At 44.8% G+C, this 18,137-nt stretch carries 16 protein-coding genes; 9 read left to right on the top strand and 7 right to left on the bottom strand.

From position 1 onward, the window contains the following. Positions 1-52: 52 nt before the first annotated feature. The 3 genes from hutG to hutC all read right to left on the bottom strand — a co-directional run bounded on the left by hutG (position 53) and on the right by hutC (position 3,145). Positions 53-1,081, bottom strand: coding sequence for a formimidoylglutamase (hutG, locus tag OCV19_RS09450; protein ID WP_065677381.1), 1,029 nt, complete (start codon positions 1,079-1,081; stop codon positions 53-55). Continuing rightward, complete coding sequence (gene hutI / locus OCV19_RS09445) at positions 1,068-2,318, bottom strand: imidazolonepropionase (protein ID WP_065677380.1); 1,251 nt, start codon at positions 2,316-2,318, stop codon at positions 1,068-1,070. Before hutI ends, hutG begins: the two co-directional genes overlap by 14 nt. Positions 2,319-2,431: 113 nt before the next feature. Then, positions 2,432-3,145, bottom strand: coding sequence for a histidine utilization repressor (gene hutC / locus OCV19_RS09440; RefSeq protein ID WP_065677379.1), 714 nt, complete (start codon positions 3,143-3,145; stop codon positions 2,432-2,434). A gap of 447 nt (positions 3,146-3,592) precedes the next feature. On the opposite strand from hutC, the gene OCV19_RS09435 reads away from it, so the two are divergent. From OCV19_RS09435 to OCV19_RS09405, 7 genes are all read left to right on the top strand, one after another. Next, positions 3,593-4,336 carry a sporulation protein gene (locus OCV19_RS09435; RefSeq protein ID WP_065677378.1) on the top strand — a complete coding sequence of 248 codons (744 nt, stop codon included), beginning with the start codon at positions 3,593-3,595 and terminating at the stop codon, positions 4,334-4,336. A gap of 377 nt (positions 4,337-4,713) precedes the next feature. Next, on the top strand, positions 4,714-6,642 hold the full coding sequence (gene thrS / locus OCV19_RS09430; RefSeq protein ID WP_016768282.1) for a threonine--tRNA ligase: 1,929 nt from the start codon (positions 4,714-4,716) through the stop codon (positions 6,640-6,642). Further along, the gene (infC, locus tag OCV19_RS09425; protein WP_425598744.1) at positions 6,639-7,196 is read left to right on the top strand and encodes a translation initiation factor IF-3; all 558 of its coding nucleotides are present in this window, start codon (positions 6,639-6,641) and stop codon (positions 7,194-7,196) included. Before thrS ends, infC begins: the two co-directional genes overlap by 4 nt. A 104-nt stretch (positions 7,197-7,300) precedes the next feature. Then, a complete protein-coding gene (rpmI, locus tag OCV19_RS09420) occupies positions 7,301-7,495 on the top strand; it encodes a 50S ribosomal protein L35 (RefSeq protein ID WP_004738430.1) in 195 nt (64 codons plus the stop codon). Between the two features lie 42 nt (positions 7,496-7,537). Further along, positions 7,538-7,891 (top strand): 50S ribosomal protein L20, encoded by a 354-nt coding sequence (rplT, locus tag OCV19_RS09415; protein ID WP_004733517.1) that lies wholly within the window; start codon positions 7,538-7,540, stop codon positions 7,889-7,891. Positions 7,892-8,101: 210 nt separating this feature from the next. Then, on the top strand, positions 8,102-8,416 hold the full coding sequence (gene yqfB, locus OCV19_RS09410; protein ID WP_004733516.1) for a N(4)-acetylcytidine aminohydrolase: 315 nt from the start codon (positions 8,102-8,104) through the stop codon (positions 8,414-8,416). 68 nt (positions 8,417-8,484) lie between these two features. Beyond that, positions 8,485-8,934, top strand: a complete 450-nt coding sequence (locus OCV19_RS09405; RefSeq protein WP_065677377.1) for a hypothetical protein — start codon at positions 8,485-8,487, stop codon at positions 8,932-8,934. Positions 8,935-9,075: 141 nt separating this feature from the next. Here OCV19_RS09405 and OCV19_RS09400 read toward each other — a convergent pair whose 3' ends face one another. From OCV19_RS09400 to OCV19_RS09385, 4 genes are all read right to left on the bottom strand, one after another. Next, positions 9,076-10,314 (bottom strand): leucine-rich repeat-containing protein kinase family protein, encoded by a 1,239-nt coding sequence (locus OCV19_RS09400; protein WP_065677376.1) that lies wholly within the window; start codon positions 10,312-10,314, stop codon positions 9,076-9,078. 115 nt (positions 10,315-10,429) lie between these two features. Continuing rightward, complete coding sequence (locus OCV19_RS09395; RefSeq protein WP_065677375.1) at positions 10,430-12,004, bottom strand: ABC-F family ATP-binding cassette domain-containing protein; 1,575 nt, start codon at positions 12,002-12,004, stop codon at positions 10,430-10,432. Between the two features lie 555 nt (positions 12,005-12,559). Further along, positions 12,560-13,138, bottom strand: coding sequence for a TetR/AcrR family transcriptional regulator (locus OCV19_RS09390; RefSeq protein ID WP_019821901.1), 579 nt, complete (start codon positions 13,136-13,138; stop codon positions 12,560-12,562). Further along, a complete protein-coding gene (locus OCV19_RS09385) occupies positions 13,135-14,571 on the bottom strand; it encodes a coniferyl aldehyde dehydrogenase (RefSeq protein ID WP_065677374.1) in 1,437 nt (478 codons plus the stop codon). Before OCV19_RS09385 ends, OCV19_RS09390 begins: the two co-directional genes overlap by 4 nt. Positions 14,572-15,132: 561 nt before the next feature. Here OCV19_RS09385 and speA point away from each other — a divergent pair. Beyond that, entirely contained in the window at positions 15,133-17,040 is a 1,908-nt protein-coding gene (gene speA, locus OCV19_RS09380; protein WP_065677396.1) for a biosynthetic arginine decarboxylase, read from the top strand. Beyond that, positions 17,040-17,966, top strand: coding sequence for an agmatinase (gene speB / locus OCV19_RS09375; protein WP_017105806.1), 927 nt, complete (start codon positions 17,040-17,042; stop codon positions 17,964-17,966). Before speA ends, speB begins: the two co-directional genes overlap by 1 nt. Positions 17,967-18,137: the final 171 nt, after the last annotated feature.

Below are 18,137 nucleotides of genomic sequence, written 5' to 3'. Positions count from 1 at the left end.
TGTTTCACGTTATATCGTTGTAGTTGTAGTTGTAGTTATCGGTATAGCTGGATTAGTCGCTGGCCATTGCACTGGCTATATCCCAACATAAACGAGCCGCCAATCGAGCCGTTTGGCCATCAACGTCATAGTCTGGGTTGTATTCCGCAATGTCCGCGATAATGAGTTTTTCACTGTGTTGGAAAATCTGTTCTAGAAAAGGAGCGAGCGCTTCATAGCTCACGCCTCTTGCCGCTGGTGCACTGACGCCCGGCGCAGTAGTTGCGGGGAAAACATCGAGGTCGATAGTAAGATAGAGGTAATCACACTCAGCGATGAATTGTTGCAACTTAACCAGTTGATCGACTTGATTCACTTGAGTCATGTTGCGGTCGTGTTCATACCACACGCCCAGTTGGTCAGCTTTGTGAAACAGCGCTTTGGTATTACTAGCCGCGCTAACGCCAAGACAAGCGTAATGAAACGGCCATTGATGTATGTGGCAGTAATCACTTATCTGGTTAAAAGGCGTGCCTGAGCTCGGTTTAACATCGGCGATGTCGCTTTCAAATTCACGAAGATCAAAGTGAGCATCAAAGTTGACGATGCCGATCTTAGGTTTGTGTTCTGATTGAATGTTATTTAGGTGCTCAGCGAGACCTTGAAAAGATGCCCAAGCCACTTCGTGACCACCGCCAAGGGTAATCACTTTGTTAGTTGATAGAGCATTGGCAATCACAGATGCACACTGTTTTTGGCTTACTTCTAATTGATCGTCATTGCATTCGATATCACCGAGATCGGCGATGCGTGCGTCACTATGCCAAGCCATATTCGCCAGAGCTTGGCGTATCAAGTTAGGTGCTTGTTTCGCGCCTACGCGTCCTTTATTTCTTGCAACACCGGCATCGCTGGCAAAGCCAACCAAGGCGATAGCGCTGTCAGTCAGCTCGTCACTTAAGCCACTACTTTGTACTTGCTTGGTAATGTGATGAACGCGAGTACCGAGTGCGCCATCTTCAAGATCATTACGCCCTGTCCACACAAAGTTATGCATGGTTGTTGCGTTCTCTTGGATACCGTTGGATTTAGATTGAGTCATGACACACCTCGCCATTAACAATGCGTTTATGCAGATGAGGAACACCGACTTGATAGCTTAGATCGGCAGGGTGGTCGATGTTCCAGATAGCCAAATCTGCGGCATAACCGATTTCGACTTTGCCTTTGGTTTGTGACTCACCAATGGCAGCGGCAGCGTTACAAGTTACACCGCGTAGCGCTTCTTCAGGCGTCGTACCAAACAGGGTGCAGCTCATGTTCATCATCAGCGTTAAGTCAGCAAAAGGGGAGGTGCCGGGGTTTAGGTCGGTCGCGATCGCCATTGGGATTTTGTGTTCACGAAGTAAAGCAACAGGTGGCTGTTGAGTCTCTTTCAAGAAGTAGAAAGCACCGGGTAATAAGGTGGCGACTGTGCCTGATTCTGCCAGTGCTTTTACTCCGGTCTCATCAAGATATTCAACATGGTCGACAGAGAGTGCACCGTATTTAGCTGCAAGTGTGCTGCCACCCATATTTGAAAGTTGTTCAGTGTGGCCTTTAATCGCTAGCCCATGTGCTTTGGCAGCTGCAAAGACATGTTCGGTTTGTTCTAGGTTGAAGCCGATAGATTCGCAAAACACGTCAACGGCATCGGCGAGCCCTTGCTCTGCAGCTTTAGGAATGATCTCTTGGCAAACCAGATCTATGTAACGATCTGGTTGTTCTTTGTATTCTGGCGGTACTGCGTGTGCTGCAAGGAGAGTGGTGGTGATCTTAATTCGGCGATGATTCTCTAACGCTTTGGCTGCACGTAACATCTTGAGCTCATCTTCAAGCGTTAAACCATAGCCAGATTTTACTTCGATGCTGGTTACGCCACTTCTTAATAGTCCATCGAGTCTAGGTAGTGCCATTTCAACCAGTTCAGATTCTTGGGTTGCGCGTGTTGCAGTGACTGTCGCCAGAATCCCACCGCCTTGCTTGGCGATATCGGTGTAAGACACACCATTCAAACGCTGTTCAAATTCGTTGGCGCGATTGCCTGCAAATACGAGGTGAGTGTGGCAATCAATCAGACCTGGGGTAACGAGCTTGTTTTTGCAATCATAGGTGATGTAATCCGCAGAGTTATCAGTGCTCGGTTGTTCTACCTCATAAGCATGAGCCTCATGGTTTGAACAAGAGATAGACACGATCTTACCGTCTTCGATAACGATATCTTGAGGGGAAGAGGGCTGATAACCGTCGGCTCCCGAACTCATGGAGACCACTCGTGCGTTTTTGAGGATCAAATTCATAATCACCTAGATCTTTGCTAAACATTAAATGTATATACAAATAAATAGGCTAAACGCTGATCCGAATCAAGTTGATGTTGCAAAAATGTGATCGGCGATCAGGATGATGTTCTTTAATCTAGACGTATCTTGGAGCTTAATTTGTACTTAGAACCAGGATGGTAGAGCAATGCAAAGCTGATGAGACGTTCTTTGCTCCATGTTCTTCTATTCAAAAGTAGGCAAGGCTCTGATTCAGAAAGTTTTAGTGACGTTCTAATTTGAGAGTCAGGAATAATGGCTTCAACCGTATGCTCGATAGCACTCAACGGGCAGCTTTTTGAAAGGTATTCATTGGGGGTAGAGGTTGAAAAGTCTTGCTCTAGGTATTTTGGAACGGCTTGAGAATTCACCCAGCGCGCTTCCAATTGTATCGGTGTGTTGTCAGCAAAGTGTATGATTTCACTATAGAACACCTCTGCGTTAATCATCACACCTAACCGTGTAGCCGTGCTTTCATCAGCCTTGATGCTATCGTGCTTGATAACTTGACTAGTATACGTTTGGCCGCGGTCTTTGATCTCTTGCGCGATGTTGTTGATATCAAGCAGCGGAGATTGCGCCTTTTCATCTGGTTCACAAACAAAAGTGCCAAGTCTTGGCTTCCTGATGAGCTTGCCTTCAGACACAAGATCGCGAATGGCTTTATTGACTGTCATTCTACTCACATTGAACTGCTCAGTGAGTTCAAGTTCGGTGGTGATTTGATAACCCACCGGCCAGTGACCATTGGTAATTTTGTCATCTATGAACTGTTTTATCTGAAGGTAGAGCGGCGCTTTCGACATAATGAAACCTTATTTGACTATACAAATAGAGTAACGGATTTTTTCACGATTTCAACATTTCCTCGGGCAATGTGACCTTATTCAACATAGATGGGGCAAATTGCTTGATTCTGTGAGGCAAGTGTCGCAAATTGTCACGCAATAACTAGTAGGGCATGTTGATCTTTCGAGCTGGTTTTTGCAGCGAGTTGCTGGGTATTTATACAAGGCAGAGGCTTTGATGTGTAGCTAGCCTACATGAGAAGCCGATAACGCAGTAGAAATGACCAGCAAACGCTGCCCGAAGGGTTCGGCTAAAAGCGTTTTACTCTTTGTTGAGGGAGATTTGCTTAGAATGACTAGGCTACTTCTCCCTCGCCGCGATTAAAACGCTTTTATCTCGAACAAAACTCAACCACGAAAGGTCAACACGCCCTAGCTAATCAGATAATTAGAAAGGGAAATAATATGTTTAAGAAATTAAAGGCCTCGTTGGGCATCGGTGCAGCAAAAGTTGATACCGTCTTAGATAATATTGAAGTTTTCCAAGGTGGAGAGTTGTCGGGCAATGTTCACATTGTTGGTGGCGACGTTGAGCAACAAATCGACCTGATTAACTTGGTTCTCAACACAGAAGTAAAAGTTGAAACGGAAGACAGCACCAGTTACGAAACCTTTTCACTGGGTCGTATTCAAGCCGTAGAGCCTTTCGTTATCCAACCGGGTGAAACCAAATTGGTGCCATTCCGTCTTAAACTGAATGATGAAACGCCAGTCACTGCGTTGAACGCACAAATGAACCAATGCCATGTATGGGTTGAAACTAACCTAGATATCGGTTTCACGATTGATCCTAAAGACCGTGATTTCATTTCCGTTCATCCACTGCCAACAGTCGCTAAAATTATCCAAGGTGTGGAAGCATCGGGTATGGCAATGGTGAAAGCGGACGTAGAGAAGGGCTTCTTGAAAGGCAACAGCTTTGCTTCTCGCTCTGGCTGTTACCAAGAGATTGAATTTCGCAGCGGCGGCTTTATGAATAACAAAGAGATCGAGCTGTCATTCATCGTTGAAGGTTCAATGGTTCACTGCCTAGCAGAAATCGACCGCTCAATGAGCTTCCGTGGCGACCAATACATCTCATTCAGCTTGCCAGCTAACGCTGCCGACTCAGACATCCGCAACGCTGTATCAAGAATCATGAGTGCGTAGTTACCTCTCTGTTAGTAGCTGCTCTTCTATTAATAGAGACAATTCGATTTCTAAAGTCGAACTTAACCGTTCGGTTTTTTTGTATTGTAGATAAAGCCAACGAATTACTGATTGAGCTATGGGTTAGGCGTTAGAAGGATCTATATAGAAGAGACATTTCAGTCATATAGTTTTGTGGTGCTGCGGGACTAACATTGTCATTTCATATTATTTCGTTACAATGTTTGGCTACTCACAAATGGGGCATCTGTATTTGCTTCTATGTGAGTATATTTATTATGCATATATCCCCAATCAGCGTACTCGTTGATTGAAAGACATATATTAAACATTTTCATGTGTTGCTTGGTGTGCAACACCACTGTAAAGGACAAATAATGCCAATTATTACTCTTCCTGACGGTAGTCAGCGTCAATTTGACAACCCTGTATCAACTCTAGATGTTGCCCTATCAATCGGTCCTGGTCTTGCGAAAGCAACCATTGCTGGTCGTGTAGACGGCGAGCGTGTTGATGCTTGTGATCTTATCGAAAACGATGCAAGCCTTGAAATCATCACCGCTAAAGATGAAGTTGATGGCCTTGAAATCGTTCGTCACTCTTGTGCTCACCTTTTAGGCCACGCGGTTAAGCAGCTTTTTCCAGAAGCGAAAATGGCGATCGGTCCTACTATCGATAACGGTTTCTACTACGATATCGACCTTGAGCACTCTCTAACGCAAGAAGATCTAGAAAAGATCGAAAAGCGCATGAAAGAGCTAGCGAAGACCAAGTACCAGGTTGTTAAGAAGAAAGTTAGCTGGCAGGAAGCGCGCGACGCATTCGAAGCTCGCGGCGAGACTTACAAGATTGAAATCTTGGACGAGAACGTTTCTAAAGACGATCGTCCAGGCCTGTACCATCACGAAGAATACATCGATATGTGTCGTGGTCCACACGTGCCTAACATGAGCTTCTGCCAGCACTTCACTCTACTTAACGTAGCGGGTGCATACTGGCGTGGTAACAGTGACAACAAGATGCTTCAACGTATCTACGGCACTGCATTCCACGACAAGAAGGCACTTAAAGCTCACCTTGTGCGCCTAGAAGAAGCGGCTAAACGTGACCACCGTAAAATCGGTAAAGCGCTTGACCTATTCCACATGCAGCAAGAAGCACCAGGCATGGTGTTCTGGCACCACAACGGTTGGACTATCTTCCGTGAGCTAGAAGTATTTATTCGTCAAAAACTGACTGAGTACGATTACCAAGAAGTTAAAGGCCCATTAATGATGGACCGTGTTCTTTGGGAGCGCTCTGGTCACTGGGATAAGTACGCTGAAGCGATGTTCACTACTTCTTCAGAGAACCGTGAATACGCTATCAAGCCAATGAACTGTCCTGGTCACGTTCAAATCTTCAACCAAGGTTTGAAATCTTACCGTGATCTACCGCTACGTATGGCTGAGTTCGGCTCATGTCACCGTAACGAGCCGTCTGGCGCACTTCACGGCATTATGCGTGTTCGTGGCTTCACTCAAGATGATGCTCACGTATTCTGTACTGAAGACCAAGTTCAACAAGAAGTTAAAGCTTGTATTGAAATGGTTTACGATACTTACACAACTTTCGGCTTCGAAAGCATCGTTGTTAAGCTATCTACTCGTCCAGAACAGCGTGTAGGTTCAGACGAAATGTGGGACCGTGCAGAGGCTGACCTTAAGCAAGCGCTAGAGGCAATGGACATTGCATACGAGATTCAAGAAGGCGAGGGTGCGTTCTACGGACCTAAGATTGAATTTACTTTGCATGATTGTTTGGACCGCGCTTGGCAATGTGGTACAGTGCAGCTCGATTTTGCATTACCAGAACGTTTAGGTGCTACTTACGTAGGTGAAGATAACGAGCGTCACACGCCAGTTATGATCCACCGCGCGATTTTAGGTTCACTAGAACGCTTCATTGGTATTCTTATTGAAGAATACGCTGGCTTCTTCCCAACGTGGTTGGCGCCAGAACAAGCAGTTGTAATGGGCATTACAGATAAACAGTCTGAATATGTACAAGAAATTACGAAAAAACTGCAAAAAAGTGGATTTAGAGTCAAAGCAGACTTGAGAAATGAGAAGATTGGCTTTAAAATCCGCGAACATACTTTGAAACGTGTACCGTTCATGCTTGTGTGTGGTGACCAAGAAATGGAAGCCGGCGAAATTGCAGTACGTACACGTAAAGGTAAGGACCTTGGCAAATTTAAAGTGGATGACTTTATTTCATACATCCAAGCCGAGGTTTCAAGCCGTAAGCTCAATCTGGAGGAATAGCTATTAAAGGCGGAAGACGTGGCCAACAACCGGCCAAACAAAACCAGCACCGTTTAAACGGTGACATTCGTGGCGTTCGTGAAGTGCGTCTAACTGGCGCAGACGGCGAAGCTGTTGGTGTAGTATCAATCGCTGAAGCGATGGAAGCTGCAAATGAAGCTGGTATGGATCTTGTAGAGATCAGCCCTAACGCCGAGCCGCCAGTTTGTCGTGTGATGGACTACGGTAAGTTCCTCTTCGAGAAGAGCAAAGCTGCGAAAGAGCAGAAGAAGAAGCAAAAGCAGGTTCAGATCAAGGAAATTAAATTCCGACCTGGAACTGATATTGGAGACTATCAGGTAAAACTACGCAACCTGACTGGTTTCCTAGAAGACGGCAACAAAGTGAAGGTAACAATTCGCTTCCGTGGCCGCGAAATGGCTCACCAAGAAATCGGTGTTGACGTTCTTAATCGTTTGAAAGTAGATACTGAAGAATTTGCAGTTGTCGAATCTTTCCCAACGAGAATTGAAGGTCGCCAGATGATCATGGTGTTGGCCCCTAAAAAGAAGTAATTAACGGCTTTGCAAGTAATTAAACCCTGCAGCCTCAGGTTGCGGGGTTTTATTCGCCCTAATTACTATGTTATTAACAACTCAACAATGCGGAGTTATTCATCATGCCTAAGATGAAAACCAACAAAGGTGCTGCTAAGCGTTTCCAGAAAACTGCTGGTGGTATTAAGTTTAAGCACGCTGGTAAACGTCACATCCTGACTAAGCGTACTACTAAGAACAAGCGTCAGCTACGTCCGAACTCGATCCTTCCTAAATGTGAAGTTGCTCAAGTTCTACGTATGATGCCATACGCTTAATTCTTTTTAGTTTATAAATTCGTTTAGTTTAGGAGAAGCATAATGCCTCGCGTAAAACGTGGTGTACAAGCTCGTGCACGTCATAAGAAAGTTCTAAAACAAGCTAAAGGTTACTACGGAGCACGTTCACGTGTTTACCGCGTAGCTTTCCAAGCAGTTACCAAAGCTGGTCAATACGCTTACCGTGACCGTCGCAACAAGAAACGTCAATTCCGTCAACTTTGGATTGCACGTATCAACGCGGCATCTCGTCAAAATGGTCTATCTTACAGCCGTTTCATCAATGGCCTTAAGAAAGCATCTATCGAGATCGACCGTAAGATTCTTGCTGACATCGCAGTATTCGACAAAGCAGCATTTGCTGTTCTAGTTGAAAAAGCGAAAGCATCTCTATAATTTAGAGTTAGCTTAAAGGTTTAAGAAAAGGAGAACTTCGGTTCTCCTTTTTTATTGCCTGTAATTTGGCTTTGTCATATTCTCTCGCATCTCGCATCTCGCATCTCGCATCTCGCATCTCGCATCTCGCCCCTAATTTTTATTCGCTTGAACACGCATTCTGGTATATAAACATCTACCTAACCTTTAAATGTTAAGCGACCGAGATAAATGACCGCACCGACCACTATGACGTTCTTCGAACGTTTTGAAACTGACATCCTTTCTGGCAAGAAGACGATTACTATTCGCGATGAATCTGAACGTGACTACCAGCCAGGTAGTGTTGTGGAAGTATCGACGCTAGAGCAAGGCCGTGTGTTCTGTAATCTTAAGATCATCAGCGTTGAACCAATCCTATTTGATGACTTAGGTGAGTTCCATGCTCAGCAAGAGAACATGACGCTGCAAGTACTGAAAGACGTGATTCAAGATATCTATCCAGGTATCTCTCAGCTGTATGTTGTTTCTTACGAGCTTGTGTAGCCCGCTTTAAATAGAATTGGTTGATCAATACCACGTCTAACGCAGAGCAATGAGAAAGGGAAGTCACAATGAGTGAATTACAGAGCGAAACAGTTCAGCAAATTCTGCTTCAACTTTATTGTCGTGAGCAAAATGAGCAGCCGTTAATCTCTAGAACTGATCTCGACATTGCTCTTTATGATAGCGAAGGCTTTCTAGCGTGGCGTGATACAAAGCGTGACTTCATTGTCAGTGATATCGATAATCGAGTTTGGGTGAAGAGCTGTCCCGGTGGTTACATCACTGAAGTGCACTTCAATGCTGACGGTTCTTTGATTGAATATCGTTTGTTCGACCGATTTGAAACAACAGGGCAGTGGCAACTAAAAGACGGTTTGTTACACGTCGAGATTTTAAAGGGTGAGAACTGCTACCAGTTTGCTGTTGTGGCTCGTGCTGATCTTAATATTCACTCTGCAGTGGAATATAAAAATGGTGAGCTGCACTCGTATCTGAAATTGGTGCAGGCTGAGCGTTAATCCCTTTTAGCCAACCTTGCTTGTCCATTAAAATTAGTGATATTCCAAGAACAACAAAGCCAACAGTGATGTTGGCTTTGTTGTTTTCAATTCGACCGAGTACTTCTAATCAACGCGCTATTAAGCTATTCAGTTAAGCCATTAAGCTTTGAAGTTCGCTAGTTGACTATAAAGCTCGCTGTCTTGATCTTGCTTTGCACAAATCGTCAGTAGGTCTTCAATAAAGTACTTTAATGCGCGAGCTTCGATACGACGAATGCCTTGTTGCTGCTCTTCAGTTAGGTAGCCGTAGATAGTTGCCGCTCCAAAGTCGCCAAAGATCATCTGACCTTTTTCGTTCACTAAAGTGTTGTGAGCGTATAGATCACCATGACAGACTTTATTGGCATGAAGGTGTTCAAACACATAAACCATCTGTTCGGTAATGCTATTAATCTGAGCAATTGAAAGCTCAAAGCCTTCATTGAACGTATCGCGAGTACAGCTTTCAAGAGTAGGAGGCAAACCTAGGTTGTAATAGTTGCTTGGGATAAGCTCCATCACTAATGCGAGGTAGTCTTGTTCATCTACTTGAGCTATCGACTTCACTAGGTTGTTATGATGACCAGCCTGCAGACACGCTTCGAGTTCATCGTGTGGGTAACCGTCGCTTGTCACTTCTCCTTTAAATACTTTTACAGCGACTTCCTGTGGGAAATCAAAATCACCGTTCAACCAGTTAGCATGTGAAATTACACCAGACGCACCTTGACCAAGTACTTGATTCAGTGAGTAGCATTGCGAGCTTACAGCAGGTACGCTATCTAAGCTGTTAGGGTGTTTGCAAAACGGGTTACCCGCAAATGCTAACCAAGCCAGCTTTGGTAGCTTAATAAGGAATTCAGGGAATTCAGTCAACTGGTTTGCAGATAGGCGAACTAGCTCAAGGCTTGATAGGTTTTCCATGCTTTCTGGTAACACGCGAATCTTGTTACCCGCCAATGCCAGTTTCTGTAGTCGTGGTCTTTCACCTAGTGAGCTTGGCAGAATCTCAATCTCATTGTCGGTCAGGATTAACCAACGTAGTTGAGTAGGCAGAGACTGCTCGCTAACGGTTTTGATTTGGTTGGTTTTGAAGCCAACCATTTCGAGTTTAGGAAGTGACCCTAGAACATCAGGCAGGTGCGTAAACAGGTTATTCGACGCAAAGATAATACGCAGATTGGTAAGCTGTGATAACTCGGTTGGTAGATCTGACAGCTGATTGCCTGAAAGGTCTAGGATCTCAAGAGAATCTGCAAGCTCTATGATTTCTAGAGGAAACTCGGTGAGACTTTCCGACAGTTTTAAGCGCTTAATACCTTTAAGTTGCCCTGATTTTAATTGTTCTAGAGTATGCAAACCTTAGCCTTATGAATAGATGTTCGAGGCGCGTAGTTTACTTGTCTCAATCAAGAAAGGCGAGTATCCGGAAGAATACTCGCTTAACTAAACTAAGTGAACGAATTTACGAAGGTTAAAGCTGGATATGGTTTTGGCTAACGCCGACCTCCTCAACAAAATCGCTATCATGACTGACCAAGATGAATGCGCCTTGGTATTCACGCAGAGCCGAAGCCAATATTTGCTTCGAGTCTATGTCCAAGTGATTGTCTGGTTCATCGAGCAAAAGAAGTGGGGCATCCTGTTTATGGCTGACGATCAACATCGCCAGCTTCATTTTCTCGCCACCACTGAGGTGAGCGACTTTTCGATATACTGAGTCTCGCCTGAATCCAATTCTCGCTAGCAGGGTTCGCGCGTCGCTCTCTGTTAATCCAAAGCTATGCGTTATTAAACTATCGAACATCGTATCGTTGGTGTCTAACAGGCCAAAGTGTTGATCCAAATAGACGGTCGCCCCCAAGCGCTTGATCGAGCCTTTATAATTGGCGTGTTGACCGTGAATCGCTTTTAACAGTGTCGACTTTCCACACCCATTAGCACCGGTTAGATAACACCGTTCCCCTTGTGATAAAGAGAAACTGATTGGCGCACCTGAGCCGTAAATAAGGCGGCAGTTTTCAACGGTTAACAAAGAGCTCTTTTTACTGCTATTACTTTGCTGTAGATACAAAGCTTGTGGTTTCAGCCGTTCCTTCAGTTCTTTAAGCGACTGAAGTTTATGTTGGTTTTGGTCAATGAGGTTCCTTTGGCTTGTCGCAGACGCGGCTTGGCTTTGTCCTGCTTTATCTTTCATCGCATCCAATAAGATCTTGGGTTGGCTACCTGACTTTCTGAGTCGGTTTCCCTGAGATTCTCGCTGCTGCGCCTTTTCCTTGTTGGCTTGAGCTTGACGCTCGAGTCGTTTCTTTTCGGACTGATGATGCGCGATCTGTTTGTTGAGCGCTTCGCTTTGGCTAGACACTTGTTTGAAGTAATCATCATAATTTCCTTTATAGAAACGTACGCCCAAGCTATTGAGATGGTAGATCCCGTCCATTTGTCTCAATAAGCTTCGATCATGGCTGACGACAAGCACTTTGCCTTCAAACAACTGGCACTGTTCGAGTACCCAATTGCGTCCATCGTTATCCAAATGGTTCGAAGGCTCATCGAGGATCAGTATGTCGTTATTTGATACGAATAGCCGATGAAGCTGTAACAGGGCAAGTTGCCCACCACTCAAAGAGCAACAAAGCGTGTTCAAATCACTAGTGATTTTGAGTGTACCTAGCAACTGCTGGGTACGTGTCTCTAAATCCCAATCATCTCCAACGATATTGAAGTGCTGCAGTTCGCAGCTACCTTGCTCTATCGCTTTTAATGCATCTAACTTTTCGGTGAGCCCTAAGAAGTCAGCGATGGTGGTGGCGGAATCCAGTAGCGTTGATGGCAACTGAGAGTAAAAGCCGATCGAACCTTGGCGAGAAATACTGCCTGTTGTGGGCTGTTTTTGCCCGATCAGTAACGAAAGAAGTAGTGACTTTCCAGCCCCATTCCTTCCGACTAGGCCGGTGAGGCGAGTGCTCAAATTAAAGGTGATGTCTTTGAATAACCACTCACCAGTATCGAGTTGGAATGAGAGATTGTTGGCTAATATAGTAGGCATAAAAATACCTCCCTTTACGTGTAAACGAGTAAAAGGGGTGAGGCGCTTTTTCTATATAGAACCCTACATAGAATTCTATGTATAGATCGCCAAAGACGTTACTTAGGTAGCGTACCAATCAAAGATAGGAAATAGAGTGCTGATCTGATTTCTGTCTTTAACGTACTGATCTTAAAGATGTAGCTTGTCAAAAAACGGATCTTTAAGAGCTTGATTTGTCGCGAAAATAGATGACGAAGTAACGCCCACTAACCCCGAGTGTCCAAATGATTTTTATAAAAATAAATCGGATGTCAGGATGTTAGTACTTCATTATGGCGTTATTCTCTTTTGAAATGATGGTGGGATGGTACTGAAAGAAAGTACTCTGAGTCAATATGTTGAGGTGATTAAATTGTGTTCAAATAATTAAAGCGCCTGTGTGGCGCTTTAGTGATCATTATTGGAGGTAAGTTGAGTCTAGAACTTATATCTTTGGGTTTAGAGTTTAGAGTTTAGAGTTTAGAGTTTAGAGTTTAGAGTTTAGAGCTTAGAGCCTTGGGCTTAAAGCTAAAGCTACTTGTTTTGCCCACCAACGGCGCGCCAACACATATCAAAGCTATCGTTGATGTACTTCGATGTTTGCTCTGGTGGAGACTCGCTTTGTTCAATCAGCCAGTTTGCACAAATCAGAAAGTGGCTATGGATGAAGTGCCTCACAAGGTTAATGTCTAACACCATTAATTCACCATCCTCTTGCCCTTTCAAAATGATCTCGTCTAACGATGCGAACATCTGTGAAACAATCATTTCTCGAGTTTGAGTCGTTGGGTCGAAATGAACATTGGTGAAGAACTTCATCGCAACTGGATTCTCTAATGCCCACTCAATCCCTGAGAACCACATGAACTTAAAGGCTTGGTAGCGATCTTCTACTGCCACATCAGTGTGCGGTTGAAGGGTCGAGAATAGCTCTAACTTCAGCTCGCGAAACAGTTCATCAATCAATAGAGATTTGTTTTCGAAGTGGTGGAACAGCGTCGCTTTCGCCACACCAGCTGTTTTCGCTATTTGTCCAGTAGATGTGCCCTCTAGCCCCTGTTGAGAGAATAGCAAGAGTGCAGCATCTAGGATTTTTTGTCTTTTGGTGATCATCTATTGAGTACTTTGAACATCAGTTTTTTGATTGGGTTGTTGTAAGGAGGATGCATTAACTTGGTGAAGTTGATTTTTCCTCTGCTTAGAACGGTTTTGGCATGGCTAAAGGTCTTGAAGCCTTCAATGCCGTGATAGTGTCCCATGCCTGAAGGGCCAATGCCACCGAACGGCGCGTCTTCTGCTGCCACATGCACTAGCGAGTCGTTAATACAAACACCGCCAGAATGCGTATTCGATAAAAACTGGTCTTGGGTCTGTTTATCATGGCTCATCAGGTACAGAGCCAGTGGGCGTTCTCTGGTTGTGATGTAGCTTATTGCTTCTTCAATCGAATCATAAGGCACGATAGGAAGCACAGGGCCAAACAACTCTTCTTGCATTGCCACCATGTCGTCATTCACTTCGGTGAGAAGGTGCGGCGTCATTCTGTGGTTCACGTCGTCTTGTGCTTGCTCGGTGACGGTGTGAATAACCGCGCCTTTGGCTTGTGCGTCTTCGATGACACCTTTCAAGCGATTGTATTGGCGCATGTTGATCACTGAAGTTAGGTCTTTGCTCTCAATACCTGCTTTATACAGCTTCTTGAAGTAGCGCTTGTAAGCCGTGATAAATGCATCAACTTTTTCTCGTGGTAGCAAGATGTAATCAGGCGCTACACATATTTGGCCAGCGTTTAAGCTCTTGGCAAACAGGATACGTTCAACAGCGTCAGCCACATCAAAGTCAGGGGCAATGATGGTTGGAGATTTGCCGCCTAATTCCAGGGTAACTGGTGTTAAGTTGTTAGCCGCTGCTCTCATAACGTGTTTACCCACAGCGGTTGAGCCTGTGAATAGGATATGGTCAAACGGCAGTTGGCTAAATTTAGCGGAAACGTCAGCTTCGCCTTCGATAACAGCGACCTGATCTTCACTAAAGCCTTCGGCCAACATCGCTTTTAAAACTCGGTTGGTCGCTGGAGTAAACTCCGACATCTTGAGCATCGCCGTGTTGCCCGCTGCTAACGCTGTGATCAGAGGGCCTAAAGAGAGCATGACTGGGAAGTTCCATGGAACAATGATACCCACAACGCCCACTGGTTGATAATGAACCGTGATCTTTGCTGGCGTTAGCATCAAACCAGCTTTGCGGCGTGATGGCTTCAACCACTTCTTAAGGTTCTTCACGCTGTAATTGATCTGGTGAAGAGAAGGGGTGATATCAGCAATCAAGCTGTCGTGCTTTGCTCGATGGCCATAATCTTCAGATACTGCCTCAATCAATTGCTCTTGATAGCGCATTAACAACGCTTTTAATACTGAGAGGTTTTCTCTTCTCTGCTCAAGCGTAGGATTAACGTTATTGCGGTAGTGACCTTTTTGTCGGTTGAACATTTGATCCATGTCGTTGGTGCTCGACGTGTTTGGTTCAAGGTCTAGATTATGGCTCATAGTATCCCCTAAATTCGAAAGCTGACCGATTGGTTGGTCAGTTAAAATTACAAGAAGATTGAACCGAATACAAGATATGTGCGAGAAAAGTTCAATTATTGAGCGGTTGCAACATTGAAGTGAGCGACTTTTAGTTGGAAGAATGAAGTGTTAATCGGTATTGAATCGCGGGGTACAAACTGTGTTGGTGATAGTGAGAGTTCGGATTGTGAAGTGCTTATATTTGTCACAACTCTGACTTAACCTCACTCAATTTACTAAAAATCTTATGGTTCCTGCACATTTTTTCTCCCTAATTTAATGTGAGAAATTGCTTTATATTTAATGCGCTTCAGCCTGTTTTTTACCCTAAAACCTTGTAATTCCTTACCTGTCACTTTAAGTCGATCTGTCGATAAAAAAACGTAATCGTAACCACAAATATCAATGGTTGGACTTGCTCTTAATAATATCGGTTAATGCAGCCAACAAATCGTTTTTGAACGCTTTTTGTTGGGTTATACCTCGCTATTCCAAAGAGGTATCTTCTGTCGATGGCCCTATAGTGTGAGGTCTCTAGAATTGGAAAATTCGGTTAATTTGGAACGCATCCGTGCTGAGTATAATGTAAAGCACTGGAGCCAAGGTTTTTATGGAATTGATGATAACGGTGAGGTGTATGTTTCACCGAGCGAAACCGATCATCAAGTTCCGCTAAGTCAGATCGTACAACAGTTAGAGCAGCGAAATATTGGTTTGCCTGCTCTTGTGCGTTTTCCTCAAATAGTGCATCAACGTGTGCACAATATCTGTAACGCATTTAACCAAGCGATCGACGAATATCAGTACGACAATCGTTACCTACTTGTTTATCCGATTAAAGTTAACCAACAAAAAGAAGTGGTTGATGAAATCTTAGCGAGCCAAGCTCAATTAGAGCAAAAGCAGCTAGGACTAGAGGCGGGCAGCAAACCTGAACTATTAGCGGTATTGGCGCTGGCTCAAAAAGCGAGCTCTGTGATCGTGTGTAACGGTTACAAAGACAGAGAATACATCCGTCTTGCGCTGATTGGCGAAAAGCTAGGGCACAAAGTATTCATCGTTCTAGAGAAGTTGTCAGAGCTTGATCTTGTTCTTTCTGAAGCGAAAGCGCTTGGCGTGAAACCTCGTTTAGGTCTACGCATTCGTCTTGCATCTCAAGGTGCAGGTAAATGGCAAGCAAGTGGTGGTGAGAAGTCGAAATTCGGTTTGTCTGCATCACAAGTATTGACCGTTATTGAACGCTTGAAAGCAGAAGATCAACTGGATGTTCTAGAGCTAGTGCATTTCCACCTTGGCTCGCAAATGGCGAATATTCGTGATGTGCGAAATGGTGTGAGTGAGGCGGCTCGTTTTTACTGTGAACTGCGTGATATCGGTGCTCAACTGAAGTTCTTAGACGTTGGTGGCGGTTTGGCGGTCGATTACGACGGCACACGCAGCCAATCTTCAAACTCAATGAACTACGGCTTGCTTGAGTACGCTCGCAACATCGTGATGACAGTAGGGGATATTTGTAAGCTCTACAATCAACCACAGCCTGTGATTATTTCGGAATCTGGTCGTTCACTGACTGCGCACCATGCAGTACTAGTGACTAACGTGATTGGTACCGAAAGCTACTCGCCAGAAGATATGGCAGCGCCAGAAGCAGACGCACCACTGTTGCTAAACAACATGTGGAAGAACTTCTTGGAGTTAGATGCAGGTAATGATGACCGTGCGCTGATTGAGATCTACAACGACACGCAAAGTGATATCGCAGAAGCACACAACCAATTTGCGACAGGCATGCTGAACCTTCAGCATCGTGCTTGGGCAGAACAGATGTCTTTGCGTATTAACTATGAACTCAGCTCTCGTATGAGTACTAAGAACCGTTACCACCGTCCTATTTTGGATGAGTTGAGCGAGCGTTTGGCTGATAAGTTTTTCGTGAACTTCTCGTTGTTCCAATCGCTGCCAGATGCTTGGGGTATCGATCAGGTGTTCCCTGTATTGCCTCTAAGTGGTTTGGACAATGCGGACGAGCGACGCGCAGTAGTACTGGATATCACATGTGATTCTGACGGTACGATCGATCAGTATGTTGACGGCCAAGGCATTGAAACAACGTTACCAGTGCCTGCATGGAACCCAGATGAACCCTACCTGATGGGCTTCTTCCTAGTAGGGGCGTACCAAGAGATCTTGGGTGATATGCATAACCTATTTGGTGATACGCACAGTGTCGTGGTCAACGTTGATGAGAGCGGAAAAGCGAACATTGACTACATCAACGAAGGTGACACAGTAGAAGACATGATGCGTTATGTTCATATCGATATGGACCTAATTCGTCAGAACTACAAAGAATTGGTAACGGCGAAAGTACCAGCGCAAGAGCAGCAAAGCGTACTTGAAGAGTTAGAGCAAGGCTTGATGGGTTACACCTATCTTGAGGATTTTTAATGAACGATCTATTTACGAAACCAGATTACTCGCTGTATTCCAATGCGATGACGTTTATGCGTCGTCCATTGGTGCAAAACCCAATCGACAACGATGCTGATGTGGTTGTGTTAGGCGCGCCGCTAGATATGGCGACGTCTGGTCGTCCGGGGGCACGTATGGGACCGGATGCGATTCGTCGTGCGTCAGTTAACTTGGCGTGGGAAGGTAAAAAATTCCCTTGGGACTTCAATGTATTTGAACACACCTCAGTGATTGATGCTGGCGACCTCGTGTTTGATTGCGGTGATGCAGAAGACTTAACTCAACGGTTAGAAGCGGCTGCTGATGCGATTCTAAATAGTGGTAAAACTCTGTTAGGTTTAGGTGGTGATCACTTCATTACACTTCCTTTGCTTAGAGCATACGGTAAGAAGTACGGTGAGATGGCTCTGATTCACTTCGACGCGCACACTGACACTTACAGTCAGGGCAGTCGTTACGATCACGGCACTATGTTCTACCATGCGCCAAATGAAGGTTTAATTTCGCCTGAACATTCAGTGCAAATTGGTATTCGTACAGAGTACAAGCAGGAAGGACACGGCTTTAACGTTATTAACGCGATGCAAGCGAACGACATGAGCGTTGATGAGATCATTGCTCAAGTGAAAGGCATTGTCGGTGATAAGCCAGTTTACCTAACGTTTGATATCGACTGTCTGGATCCTGCGTTTGCTCCGGGTACAGGTACTCCGGTATGCGGCGGTTTGAATTCAGACAAAGTTCTGAAAATTATCCGTGGTCTCCAAGGCATCAACATGGTTGGTATGGACGTTGTAGAAGTTTCTCCAGCTTATGACCAAAGCGAGATTACAGCGTTGGCTGGCGCGACGATTGCTCTAGAGCTGCTTTACGTTTGGACGGCGAACCGCCTCGCTAAATAGTAGTGTGTCATTGCTAACAGCATAACGCTACATACTGATTTTAAAGCCCACTAAGGTTTAACTTAGTGGGCTTTTTTTGGATTCCTCGAAATATCCATTTGTAACTTCTACGCATTGTCCCTGCATACCCATTCAATACTCCAGCAGTTGTATATGTAATAGACGCCATAT

This window comes from Vibrio celticus, from assembly GCF_024347335.1.
Taxonomy (GTDB): Bacteria; Pseudomonadota; Gammaproteobacteria; order Enterobacterales; family Vibrionaceae; genus Vibrio; species Vibrio celticus.
Note: the sequence above shows the minus strand (reverse complement) of the source record. Positions and strands in the feature narration are given on the sequence as shown.